General features: G+C 72.2%; 20 protein-coding genes. 14 read left to right on the top strand and 6 right to left on the bottom strand.

Annotation, left to right across the window (positions count from 1 at the left end):
* Nucleotides 1–53 precede the first annotated feature (53 nt).
* Nucleotides 54–1,025, top strand: coding sequence for an AurF N-oxygenase family protein (locus tag AB4880_RS24270; RefSeq protein ID WP_367921799.1), 972 nt, complete (start codon nucleotides 54–56; stop codon nucleotides 1,023–1,025).
* 13 nt (nucleotides 1,026–1,038) lie between these two features.
* Here the strand turns inward: AB4880_RS24270 and AB4880_RS24265 are convergent, their stop codons facing one another.
* Entirely contained in the window at nucleotides 1,039–2,028 is a 990-nt protein-coding gene (locus AB4880_RS24265; protein ID WP_367921798.1) for a cation diffusion facilitator family transporter, read from the bottom strand.
* Between the two features lie 28 nt (nucleotides 2,029–2,056).
* Nucleotides 2,057–2,803 carry a PaaX family transcriptional regulator C-terminal domain-containing protein gene (locus AB4880_RS24260; protein WP_367921797.1) on the bottom strand — a complete coding sequence of 249 codons (747 nt, stop codon included), beginning with the start codon at nucleotides 2,801–2,803 and terminating at the stop codon, nucleotides 2,057–2,059.
* Between the two features lie 101 nt (nucleotides 2,804–2,904).
* On the opposite strand from AB4880_RS24260, the gene AB4880_RS24255 reads away from it, so the two are divergent.
* Together AB4880_RS24255 and AB4880_RS24250 are read left to right on the top strand one after the other, a co-directional pair.
* Nucleotides 2,905–3,750, top strand: coding sequence for an SDR family oxidoreductase (locus tag AB4880_RS24255; RefSeq protein ID WP_367921796.1), 846 nt, complete (start codon nucleotides 2,905–2,907; stop codon nucleotides 3,748–3,750).
* Nucleotides 3,747–4,124, top strand: a complete 378-nt coding sequence (locus tag AB4880_RS24250; RefSeq protein WP_367921795.1) for a PaaI family thioesterase — start codon at nucleotides 3,747–3,749, stop codon at nucleotides 4,122–4,124. Before AB4880_RS24255 ends, AB4880_RS24250 begins: the two co-directional genes overlap by 4 nt.
* On the opposite strand, the gene AB4880_RS24245 is transcribed toward AB4880_RS24250, so the two are convergent.
* Nucleotides 4,121–5,335 carry a cytochrome P450 gene (locus AB4880_RS24245; protein ID WP_367921794.1) on the bottom strand — a complete coding sequence of 405 codons (1,215 nt, stop codon included), beginning with the start codon at nucleotides 5,333–5,335 and terminating at the stop codon, nucleotides 4,121–4,123. The two genes, AB4880_RS24250 and AB4880_RS24245, sit on opposite strands and share 4 nt — an antisense overlap.
* Before the next feature lie 130 nt (nucleotides 5,336–5,465).
* On the opposite strand from AB4880_RS24245, the gene AB4880_RS24240 reads away from it, so the two are divergent.
* On the top strand, nucleotides 5,466–6,011 hold the full coding sequence (locus AB4880_RS24240) for a TetR/AcrR family transcriptional regulator (RefSeq protein WP_367921793.1): 546 nt from the start codon (nucleotides 5,466–5,468) through the stop codon (nucleotides 6,009–6,011).
* Here AB4880_RS24240 and AB4880_RS24235 read toward each other — a convergent pair.
* Entirely contained in the window at nucleotides 6,008–6,676 is a 669-nt protein-coding gene (locus tag AB4880_RS24235; protein ID WP_367921792.1) for a hypothetical protein, read from the bottom strand. The two genes, AB4880_RS24240 and AB4880_RS24235, sit on opposite strands and share 4 nt — an antisense overlap.
* 70 nt (nucleotides 6,677–6,746) lie before the next feature.
* Here AB4880_RS24235 and AB4880_RS24230 point away from each other — a divergent pair, with 70 nt between their 5' ends.
* Both AB4880_RS24230 and AB4880_RS24225 read left to right on the top strand, forming a co-directional pair.
* Entirely contained in the window at nucleotides 6,747–7,820 is a 1,074-nt protein-coding gene (locus tag AB4880_RS24230; RefSeq protein ID WP_367921791.1) for a helix-turn-helix domain-containing protein, read from the top strand.
* Between the two features lie 73 nt (nucleotides 7,821–7,893).
* A complete protein-coding gene (locus tag AB4880_RS24225; RefSeq protein WP_367921790.1) occupies nucleotides 7,894–9,498 on the top strand; it encodes a hypothetical protein in 1,605 nt (534 codons plus the stop codon).
* Between the two features lie 43 nt (nucleotides 9,499–9,541).
* Here the strand turns inward: AB4880_RS24225 and AB4880_RS24220 are convergent, their stop codons facing one another.
* Nucleotides 9,542–10,858, bottom strand: coding sequence for a TIGR04338 family metallohydrolase (locus AB4880_RS24220; RefSeq protein ID WP_367921789.1), 1,317 nt, complete (start codon nucleotides 10,856–10,858; stop codon nucleotides 9,542–9,544).
* A gap of 121 nt (nucleotides 10,859–10,979) precedes the next feature.
* Here AB4880_RS24220 and AB4880_RS24215 point away from each other — a divergent pair, with 121 nt between their 5' ends.
* Entirely contained in the window at nucleotides 10,980–11,708 is a 729-nt protein-coding gene (locus AB4880_RS24215; RefSeq protein ID WP_367921788.1) for a hypothetical protein, read from the top strand.
* Nucleotides 11,709–11,717: 9 nt separating this feature from the next.
* On the opposite strand, the gene AB4880_RS24210 is transcribed toward AB4880_RS24215, so the two are convergent.
* On the bottom strand, nucleotides 11,718–12,860 hold the full coding sequence (locus AB4880_RS24210) for a CDP-glycerol glycerophosphotransferase family protein (RefSeq protein ID WP_367921787.1): 1,143 nt from the start codon (nucleotides 12,858–12,860) through the stop codon (nucleotides 11,718–11,720).
* An 80-nt stretch (nucleotides 12,861–12,940) separates the two neighbouring features.
* Between AB4880_RS24210 and AB4880_RS24205 the strand changes: the two genes are divergently transcribed.
* From AB4880_RS24205 to AB4880_RS24175, 7 genes are all read left to right on the top strand, one after another.
* Entirely contained in the window at nucleotides 12,941–13,615 is a 675-nt protein-coding gene (locus AB4880_RS24205) for an acyltransferase (RefSeq protein WP_367921786.1), read from the top strand.
* A 130-nt stretch (nucleotides 13,616–13,745) separates the two neighbouring features.
* Nucleotides 13,746–15,092, top strand: coding sequence for a hemolysin family protein (locus AB4880_RS24200; protein WP_367921785.1), 1,347 nt, complete (start codon nucleotides 13,746–13,748; stop codon nucleotides 15,090–15,092).
* The gene (locus AB4880_RS24195; protein WP_367921784.1) at nucleotides 15,085–16,140 is read left to right on the top strand and encodes a hemolysin family protein; all 1,056 of its coding nucleotides are present in this window, start codon (nucleotides 15,085–15,087) and stop codon (nucleotides 16,138–16,140) included. Before AB4880_RS24200 ends, AB4880_RS24195 begins: the two co-directional genes overlap by 8 nt.
* A gap of 23 nt (nucleotides 16,141–16,163) precedes the next feature.
* On the top strand, nucleotides 16,164–16,772 hold the full coding sequence (clsA, locus tag AB4880_RS24190; protein WP_367921783.1) for a cardiolipin synthase ClsA: 609 nt from the start codon (nucleotides 16,164–16,166) through the stop codon (nucleotides 16,770–16,772).
* The gene (locus AB4880_RS24185; protein ID WP_367921782.1) at nucleotides 16,765–17,616 is read left to right on the top strand and encodes a DUF881 domain-containing protein; all 852 of its coding nucleotides are present in this window, start codon (nucleotides 16,765–16,767) and stop codon (nucleotides 17,614–17,616) included. The genes clsA and AB4880_RS24185 overlap by 8 nt, the downstream gene beginning before the upstream one ends.
* Nucleotides 17,613–17,945 carry a small basic family protein gene (locus tag AB4880_RS24180; protein WP_367921781.1) on the top strand — a complete coding sequence of 111 codons (333 nt, stop codon included), beginning with the start codon at nucleotides 17,613–17,615 and terminating at the stop codon, nucleotides 17,943–17,945. Before AB4880_RS24185 ends, AB4880_RS24180 begins: the two co-directional genes overlap by 4 nt.
* Nucleotides 17,938–18,783: a DUF881 domain-containing protein gene (locus AB4880_RS24175; protein ID WP_367921780.1), complete on the top strand. Its 846-nt coding sequence runs from the start codon at nucleotides 17,938–17,940 to the stop codon at nucleotides 18,781–18,783. The genes AB4880_RS24180 and AB4880_RS24175 overlap by 8 nt, the downstream gene beginning before the upstream one ends.
* Nucleotides 18,784–18,790 lie beyond the last annotated feature (7 nt).

Here is an 18,790-nt window from a genome sequence, read left to right as displayed (position 1 = left end):
CGTGCAACCCCCGCACCTCGACGGTACGTGTTACCGACGGTAACATCTGGGGCATGGGTGGCATCGGCGCAGTCCAGAGTGAATACCAGGCGATGCTTCGGACGCTGTCAGAAGCATCGGTCGAGCAGCACTTCGACGCCTTCACCGACATCGCGTGGGACGACCCGGCGTTCGCGATCGACCCGGCCGACCCGCGCTGGGTGCTGCCGGAGGTCGACCCGCTGGGGCGTACGGCGTGGTACCGGTCGCTCCCGCTGGAGCGGCAGATCGAGGTCGGCTTCTACCGCCAGACCAATGTGGTCAAGGTGGGCCTGCAGTTCGAGCAGGTGCTCATCGCCGGGTTGATGATGTACTGCCTCGACCTGCCGAACGGGCGGGCCGAGTTCCGGTACTCCACGCACGAGGCGACCGAGGAGTGCCATCACACGCAGATGTTCCAGGAGTTCGTCAACCGCACCGGGCTCGACGTCCCGGGTGCGCACAGCGTCTTCCGGGCGCTGGGGCCGATCCTGCCGCTCGCCGCGAAGCACCTGCCGTTCATCTTCTTCGTCGGCGTCCTCGGGGGCGAGGAGCCGATCGACCACGCACAGAAGGTGATGCTCCGCTCCGGCGAGGAGATGCACCCGCTGCTGCGGCGGATCAGCCAGATCCACGTCGCCGAGGAGGCGCGGCACATCGGGTTCGCCCACCAGTTCCTCGAGCACCGCGCCCCGGCGCTCAATGTCTTCGAGCGCGCCTTCGCGTCGGTGTTGACGCCCGTCATCATGCGGCTGCTGTGCGACGCGATCGTCGTGCCGGGGCCGAAGGCGATCCGCGACATGGGCATCCCCAAGGACGTCGTCCGCGAGGTGTGGTGGGGCAGCCCCGAGTCGCGCAAGTTCCTGCGCGACATGTTCGGCGACGTCCGGATGCTCGCCGAGGAGATCGGCCTGATGAACCCGGTCTCGCGCCGCATCTGGCGCGCGCTCGGCATCGCCGGGCGACCCAACCGGTTCCGCAGCGAGCCGGCGCCGGGCTCGGCCTGACCCGGGCCGAGGCTCAGCTCCGGGGTGCGTCCTCGAGATACCAGTCCGGCAGCGGTCCCGGGTGCAGGTCGGTGTCGTCGTCCGGCCGGGTCAGGGTGAGGACGGCGCGGACGATCTCGTCCCGCTCCTCGAGCGCGTCGGCGATGGCGGCGAGCCGGCTGGCGACATCCGACTCGGGCGCGTCGCCGACCACGTCGACGGCGGCGACGAGGAAGATCCGGTCGGCGCCGACCCACTCCATGTGGAGATAGCTGACCCGCGCGATCTCGGGGTGCTCGAGCAGCGCGCCCAGCACGACATTGCGTGCCAGCGGGGTGACCGCCTCGCCGGTGAGGAAGTCGAGGTTGCGCCGGATCAGGAACAGCGCGACCCCGCCGAGCAGGACGCCGACCGCGATGGAGCCGATCGCGTCCCACACCGGGTTGCCCGTCACCTGGTGCAGCAGGATGCCGACGAAGGCGATGCCGAGGCCGACGAGCGCGGCGGAGTCCTCGGCGACGACGGCGCGCAGCATCGGGTTCGACGTGACGTGCAGGTAGCGGACCGGATGCAGCCGACGCGGTACGGCGGCCGCGCGGGCCTGGCGCAGCGCCTGCAGGAAGGACGTCCCCTCGAGCACGAAGGCGATGCCGAGCACCAGGTAGGCCACCAGATAGGACGGCGTGTCTCCCTCCCCGCCGAGGGACTGCACGCCGTGCCAGACCGAGACGGCGGCGCCCACCGTGAACAGCCCGAAGGCCGCGAACATCGACCACACGTAGCCGGCGCGTCCGTAGCCGAGCGTGTGCTCGTCGTCCGGCGGGCGCGCGGCCTGGCGCTCGCCGACGAGCAGGAAGACCTCGTTGCCGGTGTCGGCCCACGAGTGGGCGGCCTCGGCGACCATCGACGCGGAGCCGGTGATGGCGGCGGCCGCCGTCTTGGCGACGGCGATCAGCGCATTGGCGCCGAGCGCGACCAGGACGGTGAGCAGGCTCTCGTTCCGCGGCTCCGAGGTTTCCGTCACCCGACCCATTGTGGGGGCTCGGGCGGGGCTATGCCGAGGACTGAGCTGTCTGGGTCAGGGCGCGCCGCATCTCGACGATCCACTGCTTGTAGGCGACGTGCGAGGCGCGCAGTGCGTCGCCGGGCCAGTTGGCCGGCAGCAGGTCGGCCGGCAGCACCGGGTCGGTGAGCAGATGGCGCCCCGAGGTCGCGCACGCGGTGAAGCGCAGGACCGGGTCGTCGGTCGCGGTGGAGTCGAGCAGCGCGCGGGCCGTCGCGGCCCAGTCGTCGAGGTTCCAGAGCCGTCGGGCGAGGTCGGCCGGCTCGCTCACCGGAGCGCCGACGAAGCGCTCGCAGACGTCGTCGACGGCGGCGGGCCAGTCGAGGTCGAGGTTGGCGGGCCGGGTCCAGAGGCCCTCGCGAACCTCGGCGAGCCGGAGGTCGGTGAGCGCCGCGCGCAGGTCGGCGCGGTCGCTGGCGGTGCGACCGGCGGTGGTGACGGCGACCAGCTCCCAGTCGCCGTCCCAGTCGCGCAGCGACGGGTGGGCGGCCTGCTCCTGCCGGCGTTGCCGGGCGACGAGCCGGTCGGAGAGGCGGTAGGCGCCCTCCTCGTCGCGGACGACGTCGCCCGCCGCGGTCATCCGCGACAGTGCGACCCGCACGGTCGGCTCGGCGAAGCCGACGACGGACGCCGCCGCGACGAGCTCGCGGGTGGACAGCCGGGGCACCTCGGCGCCCAGCAGCAGGGTGAGCAGGGCGGAGCGGGTGGAGACGGGCTTGAGGTCGAGAGCAGCCATGACCCGGTCATGTTACAGACTCCGGACGGCCGTCGCCGATCTGTTGTGATCTATGTCTAACAGTCTTGGCGCGGCTGTCGGCACTATGTAACGGTGGCGCCATGACTGAGGCGAACACGCAGAAGCGACTGGCGGGCCGGACCCTGATGATGTCCGGGGGCAGCCGGGGGATCGGGCTGGCGATCGGGCTGGCGGCGGCGCGCGAGGGCGCGAACGTCGTCCTGCTCGCGAAGACCGACGTCCCCGACCCGCGCCTGCCCGGCACGGTCCACACCGCGGCGGCCGAGATCGAGGAGGCCGGCGGCCAGGCGCTCGCCGTCGTCGGCGACGTCCGCGACGAGGCGTCGGTCGAGAACGCCGTCGCGCAGGCGGTCGAGCGCTTCGGGGGCATCGACATCTGTCTCAACAACGCCTCCGCGATCGCGCTCGACGGCACCGAGCAGCTGCCGGTCAAGCGCTTCGACCTGATGACCCAGATCCAGCTGCGCGGCACCTACCTGCTGACCCGCGCCTGCCTGCCGCACCTGCGCGAGGGAACGAACCCCCACATCCTGTCGCTGTCGCCGCCGCTCAACATGTCGCCCGAGTGGCTGGGCAAGCACCCGGCGTACACCCTCGCCAAGTACGGCATGTCGCTGCTGACGCTCGGCTGGGCCGCGGAGTACGCCGACGCGGGTGTGGCCGCCAACTGCCTGTGGCCCGAGACCCTGATCGCGACCGCGGCCGTCCAGAATCTGCTCGGCGGCGACGACGCGATCGCGAAGGCGCGCACGCCCGGGATCGTCGCCGACGCCGCCATCGAGATCCTGACCCGGCCCGCCCGGGAGTTCACCGGCCGCGCGGTGCTCGACGTCGAGGTGCTGCGCGAGGCGGGCGTCACCGACTTCTCCGCGTACGGCGGCACCGGCGAGCTGGAGTACGACATCTTCATCGACGGTCCGCAGTGACCGGTCCGCGCGACGCCTACGCCGGGACGCTCCGCGTCGAGGTCGTCGGTCACGGCGGCGGCCACGCCGAGGCGCGGGTGACCGTCACCGAGGCGCACCTCAACCCGCACGGCACCGCCCACGGGGCCTTCCTGTTCTCGGTCGCGGGCATCGCGCTGGCGGCCGCGGCCAACGACGCCGAGCACTCGGGCGTCGTGAGCGCGGTGCAGATCGACTACGTGCGCCCGGCGCGGCCCGGCGACGCGCTGGTCGCGGAGGCGCGGGTCGCGGAGCGGCTGGCGAAGGAGGACCTCTTCGTGGTCCGGGTGACGCACGATGGCGAGCTGGTCGCGCGCGCGACCGGGCGCGCCAACCGGCGGGTCCGCAGGCCCTAGGAGAGCGCGAGCCGCAGCCGGGTGTGCCGTCGCACGAAGATGCTCGGCGCCCAGGCTGCGGCGTCCGCCTCGTCGCCGTCGAGCCGGATCGACGTGGTCCGACTGAGCAGCGCATGGATCGCGACCGTCGCCTCGAGCCGGGCCAGTGCGGACCCGACGCAGAAGTGGATGCCGCGCCCGAACGCGAGGTGCTGGCGGATGCCGGTCCGGCCGAGGTCGAGCGTGTCCGGCTCCTCGAAGCGCGCGGGATCGCGGTTGGCGGCGCCCCAGAGCAGCAGCAGCGTGCTGCCGGCGGGCAGCTCGACGCCGCCGAGCGTGGTACGCGCCGCGACGTGGCGGTAGTGCCCGCGGAAAGGTGACTCCAGGCGCAGGCACTCGTCGAGGAACGGATCGATCAGGTCCGGCTGCCGGCGCAGCAGGTTCTGCAGGCAGGAGTCGGTCGCGAGCCGCCGCGCCGCCGTACCGACGAGGCCGGCGGTCGACTCGCCGCCCGCGCCGACGAGCTGCAGCAGGATCAGCACGGCCGTGTCGACGTCCAGGTCGTCGATCTGGCACGCCAGGGCCAGCTCGCCCATCAGGTCGTCGCCCGGCCGGTCGAGCGCGGCGTCGAACCGCTCGGCGAGGTAGGCGTGCAGGTCCAGGGAGGCCTGGACCGTCGTGCCGAGCCGGTCGCCGTCGACCCAGCCACCGAGCATCTCGGTGCTGTCGTAGGCCCAGCGCAGCAGGTCCGGTACGTCGTCCGGCGCCAGGCCGATCAGCTCCGCGACGAGCACCAGCGGCAGCCGGTCGGCCATGTGGCGCGCCCAGTCGCCGCCGCCGTCGGCGAAGTGGCGGCTCCACAGATGGTCGACCTGGCCCGAGACCGACGACTCCAGTGAGCGGATCCGCCGCCCGATCGTCGCCAGGACGACGCCGCGGTGCATCTTGTGCGACGGGTCGTCCGCGGTCGCGAGGACCTGCTCGACCGCGCCGCCGCCGTCCGTCGGGAGCGTGGTGGCGCTGCCGTCGGCCCGCCGCAGCAGCACCGAGCGCAGTTTCGAGGAGTAGGTCTCGGGCTCGGCGAGCACCTCCTGGACCAGGTCCCACGACGTCACCAGATGGACGTCGGTGCCGGCGACGCGGTGCACCGGATCGCTCGCGCGCAGCCGGGCGAGCGCGGGGTAGGGGTCGTCGACCAGCGCGGGGTCGAAGACGTCGAAGGTGTGGAGCATGGAGCCAGTGTCGGCCCGCGGCGGCGGGCCGTCAGCAGAAGCGGACAGGTCGGCGTGGAGTTACCTAGAATGTGTCTCATCTGCCGCTCAGAGATGGCGATCCGATGTCTCAGTGCGAGACCCTCTGCTCATGACGCAGGGCGACTGGCTGCTCGATGGACGCCGGCGCGACGCCGCCGTGCGACGGATCCACCGCGCGGCCGGGGAGCTCTTCCTCGAGCGCGGCATCGAGCGGACCACCGCCGACGCCATCGCCCGGCGGGCGGGCTGCTCGCGCGCCACGTTCTACCGCCTGGTCGGCAGCCGGGGGGCGCTCATCGACGCGCTGCTCACCAGCGGCGCCGCGGCCGTCGTCGCGCGGGTCGAGGAGGCCACCGAGGGACTGGCAGGCGCCGACCGGGCGACCGAGGCGATCGTGACCGCCGCGGCCGCGATCCGCGACGACCCGGTGGTGGCCGCCTGGCTGCGCGAGCGCGCGGGTCTCGGCGACCTGCTCGGCGGCCCGGAGGGGGTCGCCGGGCTCGCGAGGACCCTCACCGGCGTCGCCCGCCCCGACACCCGCGACGGCGAGTGGATCGTCCGCTCGGTCCTCGCCCTGGTCGCGATGCCGGGCGCCGACGCCGCGGCCGAGCGCGAGCTGGTGGCGACGTATGTGGTCCCGCCGCTGGGCGTCTAGAGCCAGCCGACCGCCCCGAAGGTCATGGCGAGCGCGAGGTCGACGGCCGCCATCGCGCCGACCACGGTGAACCGCCGCCGGTGGCTGTCCATGTCGAAGACGGTCGCGGCGATCCAGAAGAAGGTGCCGTAGCCGAGCACCACGATCGGAAGCAGGAGGGGCTCGTTCCAGTACCACCACGCCCAGTGGAAGATCCCGGCGCGGTGCAGCAGCACCTCGACGAAGACACACACGCACGACCACCAGGTGATGAAGACCCAGCGGTTCGGGATGCCGAGGATCCGGAGGTTCTTGTCGGCCGGCAGGAACTTCACGAACTCGATGCCGCTGATCAGGAACAGGAAGACGATCTCGATCGACCAGCCGATCAGGATCAGGTACGCCGTGTCCCCGGTCACCGTCCACAGCGGCGCGCGGTCGCTGACGTGGAACCACGCCGAGTTGACCAGCTCGTTGAGGACGTCCATCAGGAAGAAGGCGAGCCCGGCGGCGATCACGTCGTACCGCTGGCGCTCGACCTCGTTGGCGTAGACGTACATGACGATGCCGAAGAAGGTCACGACGTACCAGTGCAGGTGCGACGGGTCGCGCAGCATGGCGAGCGCCTCGCGGGCGGCGTCGGTCGGCACGAGGGCGCCGAGGAGGGTGCTGAGGAGGGGCGTCACGTCGTCCGAACCTAGGGGCCGTCGCCGGATCCGCCGGTGGGGTTCCCTCCATGGTGGGAGGGTGCCGCTTGTGAGTATCTCCATCGAGCAGCGGATGCGCCCGCATCTCGACGCGATGTGGGCCGACCGTGACCGGATCGTGCGCCAGGTGGCGCAGTCGGTGACCCGCGGCGTGCCGAGCTATGCGACGACACCGTCGAGCGAGGTCTGGATCGGCATGACCCGGATCCTTGAGCGGGCTGCCCACGGCAACCCGTTCGGCGCGCCGACCGACGACGACCGGCTGGCCGCGATCGGCACGGGCGCGCAGGGCGCGGGTGCGGGCATCGCGGTCGACGACCTGGTCACCGCGGTCCTCCTCGGCGCCCGCGAGGTGGAGTACGACGTCCTGGAGCGCGCGACGGAGGCCGGCGTCCCGGCGGGGGAGATCCTCGAGGCCTCGCGGCGGGCGCGGGTCTGGGCCGAGCAGGTCGCGGTCTGGGCGGTCCAGGGCCTGTGCGGCGCGGCGGAGGCCGACGCCGAGGATCACGTCCGGCACGAGCAGCTGATCGCCGAGCTGCAGGCGGGCGACCTCGACGCGGCCCGTGCGACGCTCGACCGGCTGGGCCTCGACCCGGCGACGCGGTGGTGGGCGGTGGCGGTCGCGGGCGATGCGACGCCCGCGCTGCGCCTCGCCAACCACGGCGCGGTGTGGGGACTGACCGCCGGACTGGTCCCGCGGGCGCCGAGCGTCCCGCGCGAGCTGGTCGCCGGCGTGAGCGGACCGGCCGGCGTGGCGGAGCTGCCGGCCGCGCTGCGCGACGCGGCCCGTGCCGCGCGGGTCGGCGCCCGGTTCGGGCGCGGCGGAGCGGTCACCCTCGCCGAGCTCGGCCTGCTCGTCCCGCTCCACGAGGACCCCGCCCTCGCCCGCCGCCTGCACGAGCGGTGGGTCGCGCCGCTCGCCGCGGAGCCGCGCCACGACCTGGTGGCGACACTGCGCCGCTGGCTGGAGCGAGACGGTCAGGTCGACGCGGTCGCACGCGATCTCGACGTCCACGCCAACACGGTGCGCAACCGGCTGGCGCGGATCGGGCGGCTGCTCGGCGACGCCTGGCGCGCGCCGCAGGGGCGGGCCGAGGTCTGGGCGGCACTCCAGCTCGGCTGAGGAGAAGTTGTGGGAACCTCCACATTCTGACCGCGGCGTCGCTGCGTTGAATGGTCGGACCCGAGGAGGCCCGATGAGACGGACGACCACACTGCTGGTGCCCCTGGCGCTGGCGGCGCTGCTGCTCGCGCCCTTGCGGGCGCCCGCGGCCCGGGCCGACGGCGGTGGCGGCGACATCGACCTCCAGGACCTGCTCGCCCAGGTGCCCGGCATCGTGCACGCCCTCCTGACCGACCGCGCCGACATGCTGCGCTGCCCGGAGCTCATCGGCGGCACCATCGGACTCCTCGAGTCGGCCGGCGAGCCCGGCCGTCGCACCGTCGACGAGGGCAACCCGCTGCGCGACGGCGATCCGAGTGACGCGCCGCGCAGCCTCCCGGACCAGGTGATCTTCCGGAGCACGACCCAGACCTTCAACCGGCGCTACCAGTTCGCGCTCTCCGGCGGCCACATCTGGTTCAAGTCCAACACCGAGGTGACCGGCCTCCGCGAGCCGTGGGCGCGGCTGCCCGTGTCGGCCTGCTTCGCCGGCAAGGTCGCCGGCATCTCCGCGGACGACGACGAGCTGATCGCCGTCGACACCGACCGCTGGGTCTACGGCATGGACGGCGCGCTCAAGGCGGCGCGCTTCTTCAACTGGTCATTGCGCTGGGGGCCGCCGGTGTGGACCGGACCCGGCCGCCGGCTGCCCGCCGGCATCGCCACCTGGTCGTGGTCGGTCGTCTCCCAGCTCGAGGACGGGACCTGGCCCGACGACGCCGGCAACGCGCACCGTGTCGGCGACGGGAAGGTCTCGCACATCTGGACGCTCAGTCACGGCGGCCAGCGGTTGACCTACCTCGATCCGTGGCTCGCCAACGACCAGAGCTATGAGATGTGCGGCCCGGTCCGCGGCCGGTTCCGGTCGGCGAGCATGTCGGCGTCCGGCTCGACCGTCTTCGTCGTCGGCCGGTACGGCGACCTCTGGACCCGGCTCTACGACTTCGACATCGCAGGCGCCGACCCCGTCTTCTTCGACTACGCCTACGACGACCAGCGCGGCGTCGCGAAGCCCAAGATCCAGCTGCCGTCGCCGGCGTGGGTGCGCCAGCCGAAGATCCCCGGCGCGATCACCGACCGGATCTCGATCCACAAGGTCGGCGCGGGCGCGATCCACCGCGAGCTCCGCGTCGAGGGCGTCCGGTCGGGCGCCGCCGGCTACTGGCACAAGGACATCGCCGCGCCGCGCTGGGCGTTCACCGCCACCGGCGGCGCACTCGCCGGCCACCCGCTCGCCAACCCGAGCGGCGACACCTCCGCCCGCGGCCTCGGCCCGAGCGAGGACCGGACCTACGCCGGCGCCGTGCCGGGCGGCACGGTGACCATCGCCGACTTCAACGCCTCCTGCTCGCCCGCGCGGGTCGAGGTCCGACTGACGACGGGGGAGCGGTTCGCGCTGCGGCTGCACACGACCGACAACATCCGCCAGTTCCAGCGGGCGCGCGGGCTCGACGGCACGCCGCGGATGTTCAACGGGATGCTGGAGATCCCGCCGGCCCTGCGGACCTCGCCGAGTCCGGCGATCCGGGCGGTCGTCGCCCGGCTCGGCGCGCAGCGGTTCGTGCGGGCCAACCTCGACGGCACCCTCGACAGCCTGCGCTTCCGCAAGCAGCCCTGGACGCTGACCTACCGGTCCTGACCTACCGGTCCTGACCTACCGGCCCTGACCTACCGGCCCTGAGTCACCGCTCGATCGCGCGCTCGGTGCCGAGCCGGGCGCGGGCCGCGGCGCGGGTGCCGGCCTCGTGGGAGCCGGGGGCCGCATGGCCCGCGGCGGCCGTGCCCTTCCAGGTGCCGCGGATGCCGTGCTCGCGCTGCATCCTGCCGAAGTAGTCGACGATCTCGACCTCCTTGGCCCGGATCGCCAGCTCGGTCGACGCCGGGTCCTCGGCGACCGCCGCCTCCTGGACCTCGCGCCGTGCGGTCGACAGTCGGTGGCCGACGTGGTCGGCCCATGCCTCGTAGAACGCGGCGCGCGCCGTCGAGCCGTGGACCGGCTTGAGCTCCCAGCGTCGGCGGCGGGCGTTCCACACCTGCTGCTCGTCGGCCTTGTGGGCGCCCGAGCGCAGGTGGGCGTCGCCGTCGGCGACCATCTGGGTCACCAGCGACGCGTAGAGCGCCTTGACCACCGCGACGTCGCTCGGGAAGCCGTAGAGGGTGACCCGGGTGTTGCTCGTGTAGATCGCCACCCGGACGTCGTTGGCCCGCGCGATCTCGATCATCAGCCGGACGTAGCGGGCCAGGGAGCGCTTGCCGGACTCACCGATGAGGACGGTCTCGTAGGTCGGCTCCTCCCGCTTCTCCTCGGCGCCCGCGGTCGCGCGGGCCACGGCCAGCGCGATCTGGTGGCGGGTGGCCAGCGCCTGCGCCTTGGCGAAGAAGGCGTCGCGCTCGGCGGTGTTGGAGGTGCGCTCGGCCTGCCGCAGCAGCCGCCCGATGCGGAGCAGGGTGCGGTCGTCGCCGTCGACGCCGGTGTCGAGACCGTTGAGCCGGTAGGCGGTGTGGAGCAGCTCGGCCTGGACCGGCCGGCCGATGTCCTCGAGCAGCCGCAGGTGGGTCGTGCGGAACTCGCGCCCGTGCCCCTCGCCCGCCGCGAGGTGGTGGGCGATCTCGTGCAGCACGACCGCCCCGCGCAGGGACCAGGCGCCGCCCACCTCGCGGGGCGGGATCGCGATCACCCCGCGGCGCGGGCGCTCGTCGTACTCGTAGTGGGCGCGGGTGCGCCCGCGCCGGGCCCGCACCACGACCGGCACCGCGGCCAGGTCGAGTCCCGTGCCGTCGTCGTAGCGGCTCTCGGTGGCGACGAGATGGGCCAGCACCCGGTCGACGAACTCCTGGACGTGCGCCGGATCGGTGAACCGCGGCTCGGTCTCGGGCTCGAAGGTCTGCACCGTCTCGCCCACCCGGACCCGCAGCGGCTCGCCGGGCCGGCGGCTCGCGTCGTCGAGCCATCCGGAGAACAGATCTTCGGCGGCATAGACCTCACGGGTTTCGGGCATAGGGCCACCTTGTCAGGTGCCACCGACGGAAACCGACGGCGGACCGGATAGCCTCACCCTCGCGACAGAAGTCGCAAGGGATCACCAACATGCGAACCTCCGGGAACATACACAGATGTAGATGAAGATGAACTCGCTGCGACGCGTCCTGCTGCTCGTCGTCGCGCTCGTGGCGAGCACGCTTTCGCTCGTGGGCCTCTCGTCCGCGCCGGCCAGCGCCGACACGTTCAACGGCACCGCCGAGGTCCGCGCCACCGTCGCGGTCCGCCAGGGCGGCACCGCCACCGTGCAGGGCCGCGTCACCTTCGTGGCGCCCGACTCGCAGCGCTACTACGTCCTGGCCGGCACGGCCACGCTGCAGCAGCTGGCCTACGGCGCGAGCGCCTGGACGACGGTCAGCAGCCAGACCATCACCCAGGACACCGAGGACCTGACCTGGACGGTGCGCCCGGCGAAGAACACGCAGTACCGCGTCGTCTACTCCGGCGGCACCTACACCTGGCCGGACTCGAGCACCGACAGCTGGAACCCCGCCACCTCGGCGGCGGTGACGGTCGGCGTCGCGCGCAACCTGAACGACAAGTACACGAAGCGCACGCACGTCTTCCAGGGCAAGGTCGCGGCCTACGGTCGCAAGATCGTCGTCATCCAGAAGTCGACCTGCGCCGACCCGAAGTCCGCCTCCTGCAAGTGGAAGACCTACAAGAAGCTGCGCACCAGCGCGAAGGGCGCCTGGTCGCTGAAGCTGCCGTTCAACCGGACCAACACGCACTTCCGTGCGGTCGTGAAGGCCGGATCCGGCTACATCACCAGCTACTCCACCTGGGTGATCAGCACCCGCCGGTACTGACCGCGTAGGTCAGGCCGACTCCTCGAGGCCGGCTGCGGGGCTCGCGCCCTGCAGCCGGTCTCGGCGCTCCACCAGCTCGGTGATCGCCTCGACGAAGCGCACCGTGCTGTCGCCGACGCCGTTGTCGTCGAAGTAGTGGTGGCGCATCGCCGCGCGGGCGATCCGGTGCTCGTCGTGGGCGAGCCGGTCGGTGAGCAGCTCGGTGAGGGCGGGCAGGTCGTCGGTGTCGATGACGTCGGCGCACCGGCTGACGGGCACCTCCTGGCGCAGCCGCTCGGCGTCGTGGTGCCGGTCGGTGATGAGGATCGGCTTGTCGGTCTGGAGGTAGAGCCAGTCGAGGCCGACCGACGAGACGTCGGTGATCATCGCGTCGCAGCCGGGGAAGACGGCGAGGATGTCGCCCTGCCAGATGGCGGCGTGGCCGGCGTCCGGCTCGCGCTCGGCGGCCCGCTCGATCAGGTCGAGGATCGCCTGGTGCGCCTCGCGGATCGCGGGCGTCTGGCTGGTGGTGACCTTCGGGTGCGGCTTGTAGACCAGCCGCGCGTCCGGGACGGCGAGCACTGCGGTCGCGATCTCGACGCCGAAGACGTCGACCGACGTGTAGTCGTTGTACTCCGCGTCGCCCTCCCAGGTCGGCGCGTAGAGGACGCTACGTCGCGCGCTCGGCGGCAGCAGGGGAGCGGGACGCAGGTCGAGCTGGGGTCGGCCGATCCGGACCAGGCGGTGCTCGTCGAGCTCCATCAGCGCCGCCCGGTGCCGCTGGACGGCGGCCTCGCCGGCGACGAACACGCGGTCGTAGGCCTTCGCGTTGTTCGACACCATGCTGTGCTTGTCGCTCTCGCCGTGGTTGATGTGCACGTGGAACATCCGGCCGTCGAGCAGCGAGTTGAAGTTGAGCATCGAGTTGTTGCAGTACACGACGACCTTGGCCTCGAGCTCGTCGTACGCCGCGGCGAGGTCGGCGAAGCCGGGCGCGAAGTGGACGGGCAGCGAGGTCCGCTCCTCGACGATCGCGCGGGTCTGCGGGTCGCGCGTCAGGATGCCCACGGGATGGGTGTCATCGAGCCGTTCCAGCACCGGGAGCCACTGAAGGAGCTGGTAGACCCGGGTCGGGTCGTCGGCGAAGTAGGCGATGACATGGGGCTTCTGCACCGGCGGATACTACGGCCACGAACGGTGGGTGAACGAACCGGCGCGAGCGCTCGAATGTTGCGTTTCGGTAACCTCGCGCCGTGCCCGATCTCCGGCGTCCGCTCCGCCGCCTCGTCAACCGTTCCGTGCACCGCGTCTGGCGCTGGGCCGAGCACGTCGGCGACGTGTCGCCCGGCACCGATCTGGCCGACCGGTTCGGGACCTTCGGGCCCGGCGCCTGCCTGGCCTTCCCGCTCTCGGACGTCGTCAACGCCGCGGCCATCCACGTCGGCCGCGACACCCTGATCGGCCGCTACGCCACGCTTTCCGTCGGCTACGGGCCGACCCAGACCGTGCTCCCCGAGCGGGGCCTGGTGATCGGCGAGCGCTGCGTCCTCGGCGCCCGGATCTGCATCACCGCGCACGAGTCCATCGAGATCGGGGACGACGTCTGGTTCGGCCAGGACGTCTTCGTCTCCGACGCCAGCCACGGCTACACCGACCCCGACATCCCGGTCGGCCTCCAGTTCGGCACCCACCAGCCGGTGACGATCGGCTCCGGCACCTGGATCGGCCACGGCGCGATGATCCTGCCCGGTACGACGATCGGCCGGAATGTCGTCGTGGCCGCAGGCTCGGTCGTCCGGGGCGCCGTGCCCGACCACGCGGTCGTGGGCGGGGTCCCGGCCAAGCTGATCCGCCGCCTCGACGCCGACCGTCAGTGGGTGCGTGTCCGCGACGAGCCGGCCGTCGAGCTGCCCGCAGTGACCCTGTGAACGCCGTCGACGCGTCCCCTCGGGAGATCGCCGCGGGCCGGACCCGCGGTCGTGCCGACGTCCCAGGTAGTGTGGACGCCCCCGAGCCGATCGACTGCTACCGAACCGTGGGCAGGAGCCTCCGAACCCGATGACCGCCTGGCTATTGCTGGGACTCGCCATCCTTCTCGTCCTCGCGTGTGGACTCTTCGTCGCCGCCGAGTTCGCCTTCGTGACCGTCGACCGTGGCCAGGTCGACCGCGCCGCCGCTGACGGCGACGCCACGGCGCTCGGCCTGCAGAAGGCGCTCCGCACGCTGTCGACCCAGCTCTCCGGAGCCCAGGTCGGCATCACCATCACCAACCTGGCCATCGGCTTCCTGGCCGAGCCGGCGATCGCGGAGCTGCTCCGCGGCCCGCTCGGCACGGCCGGCGTGCCCGACAGCGCGATCGGGCCGGTCGCGGTCACCCTCGGCCTGGTGCTGAGCACGCTGCTCACCATGCTCATCGGCGAGCTGGTGCCGAAGAACGTCGCCATCGCGCTGCCGATGGCCACGGCGCGCATGACCCAGCGCCCGATGCGTCTCTTCACCGCCGCCGCACGCGGGCCGATCAAGGTCCTCAACGGCAGCGCCAACGCGATCGTGCGCCGTCTCGGCGTCGAGCCGCAGGAGGAGCTCCGCTCGGCGCGCAGCTCCACCGAGCTCGCGTCGCTGATCCAGCACTCCGCCGACGAGGGCACGCTCGACGCCGACACCGCCGAGCTGATGGAGCGCTCGGTCGAGTTCGGCACCCGCACCGCGGGCGAGATCATGACGCCGCGCGTCCGCACCCGCACCCTCGAGGCCAACGACCGCGCCAGCGCGGTCATCACGCTGGCGCGCGAGTCCGGCAACTCGCGCTTCCCGGTGCTCGACGAGTCCGACGTCGTCGTCGGCACCGTCCACGTCAAGAACGCCGTCGCGCTGCCGCTCCACGAGCGCGCGACGACCAAGGTCAAGCACCTGATGGCCAAGCCGATCGTCGTCCCCGACTCGCTGCGGCTCGACCCGCTGCTCGCGCTGCTGCGGGCCGACGGCTTCCAGATGGCCATCGTCCTCGACGAGTACGGCGACCACGCCGGCATCGTCACGCTCGAGGACGTCATCGAGGAGATCGTCGGCGACATCGCCGACGAGCACGACCGGCTCGGCAGCCGCGGCCGGCTCCGTCGCGACGGCACCTGGTCGCTGTCCGGCCTGCTCCGCCCCGACGAGGTCGAGGACCTCACCGAGGTCCAGCTCCCCGAGGGCGAGGACTACGACACCGTCGCGGGCCTCGTGCTCAAGGTGCTCGGCCGGATCCCGCAGACCGGCGACGAGGCCGTCGTACCGCTGCCGCTGGCGGGAGAGGACGACGACGAGCCGCTGCGCCGCGCCGTCCTGACCGTCGACCACATGGACGGACTGCGCATCGACCGGATCTCGCTGCGCGTCGAGGAGGTGGGCAACGATGGGTGACTTCGGTGGCGTCCTGCTCGCCGTCGTCCTGCTCGCGGCCAACGCCTTCTTCGTCGGCGCCGAGTTCGCGCTGATCTCCGCGCGCCGCAGCCAGATCGAGCCGCGCGCCCAGGCCGGGTCGCGGATGGCCCGGATCACGCTCGACGCCATGGAGCGGGTCTCGGAGATGATGGCGGGCGCCCAGCTCGGCATCACCATCTGCTCGCTCGGCCTCGGTGCCGTCGGCGAGCCCGCGCTCGCGCACCTCATCGAGCCGGTCTTCCACGACCTGCACGTGCCCGACGAGTGGCTGCACCCGGTCGCCTTCGTGCTGGCGCTGTGCATCGTCGTCTTCCTGCACGTGGTGCTCGGCGAGATGGTGCCCAAGAACATCGCCATCGCCGGCCCCGACCGCGCGGCCCTCATCCTCGGCCCGCCGATGCTCGGCATCGTCACCGTGCTCCGGCCGCTCATCATCGCGATCAACGCGATCGCGAACGCCATCCTGCGGCTGCTCCACATCGAGCCGAAGGACGAGGTCGGCAGCACCTTCACCCGCGAGGAGGTGGCGGCCCTCGTCGAGGAGTCCCACGGCGAGGGGCTGCTGGCGGAGGATGAGTACGACCGGCTCTCCGGCGCGCTCGGCTTCACCGAGAAGACAGTCGGCGAGATCATGATGCGGCCCGAGACGCTGGCGACCGTCGTCCGCGGCTCGACCGGCGCAGACGTCGAGGCGCTGTGCGCCGCGACCGGCTTCAGCCGGTTCCCGGTGGTGGGGGAGCACGGCGATCTGGCCGGCTACCTCCACATCAAGGACGTCCTCGAGCCCGACGAGGAGCGCCGGCTGCGCCCGGTCGCCGACCGCTGGATCCGGCCGTTCGCGACGGTCAGCGCCGACACGCTGCTCCACGACGCGCTCGAGGTGCTCCAGCGCCGCGGCTCCCACATGGCCCGCGTGGTCGGCGTCGACGGGACGACCCAGGGCGTCGCGGCTCTCGAGGACGTGATCGAGGAGCTGGTCGGCGAGATCCGCGACGCCGCGCACTCCGACGAGGCCCCGGCGACATGACCGCTTCCTCTAGGGTGTCGTCCGTGGGTGGATCGAAGACGGGCGACGGCCGTTCGACCGGTCCGCGAGTGCTGACGATCCCCAACCTGATCAGCGGTCTGCGCCTGCTCGGCGTCCCGCTCTTCCTCTACCTGGTGCTCGGCCCCGAGGCCGACGTGGCCGCGCTCGTCGTGCTCATGCTGTCGGGCGTCACCGACTTCCTCGACGGCTGGCTCGCGCGCAAGCTCAACCAGCAGTCCGAGCTCGGCAAGCTGCTCGACCCGATCGCCGACCGGCTCTACATCCTGGCCGTCGTCGTCGGCCTGGCGATGCGCGACATCATCCCGTGGTGGGTCGCGCTCTCGCTGCCGCTGCGCGACCTGCTGCTGTGGGGACTGGTGCCGCTGCTGCGCACCCGCGGCTACAGCGCCCTGCCGGTGCACTTCCTCGGCAAGGCCGCCACGTTCAACCTGCTCTACGCCTTCCCGCTGCTCCTGCTCGGCGACGGCGAGGGCACGGTCGCCACCCTGGCGCAGGTGTTCGGCTGGGCGTTCGCGCTGTGGGGGGTCGGGCTCTACTGGTGGGCCGGCGTCCTCTACGCCTGGCAGGTCCGCAAGCTGCTCGCCACCACCGAGCGACGATCCGATGCCTGACCAGCTGGACCGTGCCCGCACACCGCTCCTGACCCTGATCACCCAGGAGTCGCTCGATCGCGACTACCAGGTGGCCGCCGACCGCCGCGGCGAGAAGGCCCAGCCCGAGGGCCGGCGCGCCTACCGGATCGGCGTCATCGCCGTCATCGGCGCCTTCGCGATGCTCGTCACCGTGGCCGGCGTCCAGACCTCCGAGAACGCCGACGTCAACGACGCCAGCCGCGCGAGCCTCATCAAGCGGGTCGAGGACCGGCGTGCCGTCGTCACCCGCGACCAGAACCTGATCGCCAGCCTGCGCCGCAAGAACACCGACGCGGAGGCCGCCCTCAGCAGCCTCGGACGGCGGTACGCCAGTGTCCAGGCGCGCGTCGACCGGCTCGGCGCGCTCTCCGGCTTCGAGCCGGTGACCGGCTCCGGCGTCCGGGTCCGCGTCGACAATGCGCCGAGCGCCGGGGCCGACCAGGACATCCGCGACTCCGACCTCGCCCTCCTCGTCAACGGGCTCTGGCAGGCCGGCGCCGAGGCGATCGCGGTCAACGGCCAGCGGCTCAGCCCGGTGACGGCGATCCGCAACTCGGGCATCGCGATCGAGGTCAACAGCATCGGCATCGCGCCGCCGTACACGATCGAGGCGGTGGGCGACCGGCGTACCCTCGCCGCGAACTTCGTCGAGACCGACAGCGGTCTGAAGTTCATCGCGCTCGTCGACCAGTTCGGCTTCGCCTACCGGATGGACACGGTGACCGGCCTGCGGCTGCCTGCGGCACCGGGCGCGTTCCAACAGCTACGGTCGGCGAAGCAGGTCCCGAAGAACCAGAAGCGTCAGGGAGGTGAGGCACCGTGATCGCGGTGCTCGGACTCGTCGTCGGCATCGTCCTCGGGCTGGTGTTCCAGCCCGACGTGCCGCTGGGCCTGGAGTTCTATCTCCCGATCGCCGTCGTGGCCGCGCTCGACGCGGTCTTCGGCGCGCTGCGCGCCTATCTCGACGGGATCTTCGACGACAAGGTGTTCGTCGTCTCCTTCGTCAGCAACGTCCTCATCGCCGCGGGCATCGTCTACCTCGGCGACCGCCTCGGCGTCGGCGGCCAGCTCTCGACGGGCGTGATCGTCGTGCTCGGGATCCGGATCTTCACCAACGTCGCGGCGATCCGCCGCCACCTGTTCCATGCCTGAGCCCGACGAGCAGCAGCCCGAGCCGTCGGCCCCGGAGCCGTCAGAGCAGTCGGAGCAGTCGGAGCAGTCGGAGCAGTCGGAGCCGTCAGCACCGCCGGTACCGTCCGCACCCGCGGAGAGCACCGCGGCCGACCGGCTGCGGCGCGCGCTCTTCCAGCCCTCGCGCAAGCAGGTGGTCGCGGGCGTGCTGCTCGCGCTGCTCGGCTTCGGCGCGGTCACCCAGGTCCGGATGACCGGCCACGACGACACCTACGCCGGCCTGCGCGAGCAGGACCTGATCGACCTCCTCGACGGTCTCGCCGGCGCCCGCCAGCGCACCGAGGGCGAGATCAGCCGACTCGAGGACGTCGCCAGCGGCCTGCGCGACGACACGACCAAGCGGCAGACCGCCCTCGACCAGGCCGACGCCGAGGTCGACGACCTCAACATCCTGGCCGGCCTGGTGCCGGTCACCGGCCCCGGCATCCGGATCACGATCACCGAGGACACCGGCCGGGTCCGCCTCCCGTCGCTGCTCGACACGATCGAGGAGCTGCGCACCGTGCGCGCCGAGGCGATCGCGATCAACGGCAAGGTCCGCGTCATCGCGCAGACCTCCTTCGCCGAGACCGACGGCGGCTTCCTCGTCGACGGCGTGCGGCTCGAGGCGCCGTACGTCATCGACGTGATCGGCGAGCCGAGCGTCCTCAGCTCCGCCCTGACCTTCGCGCTCGGCCCCAAGAAGCAGGTCGAGGACGACGGCGGGCACCTCGAGGTCCGTGAGCTGCGCACCGTCGACATCGAGGCCGTGACGCGCCGTGCCGAGCCGCGCTACGCGGTACCGGACCAGGGGCAATAGGCTTCCG

Source organism: Nocardioides ginsengisoli (assembly GCF_039537225.1).
Lineage (GTDB): Bacteria > Actinomycetota > Actinomycetes > Propionibacteriales > Nocardioidaceae > Nocardioides > Nocardioides ginsengisoli.
Note: the sequence above shows the minus strand (reverse complement) of the source record. Positions and strands in the feature narration are given on the sequence as shown.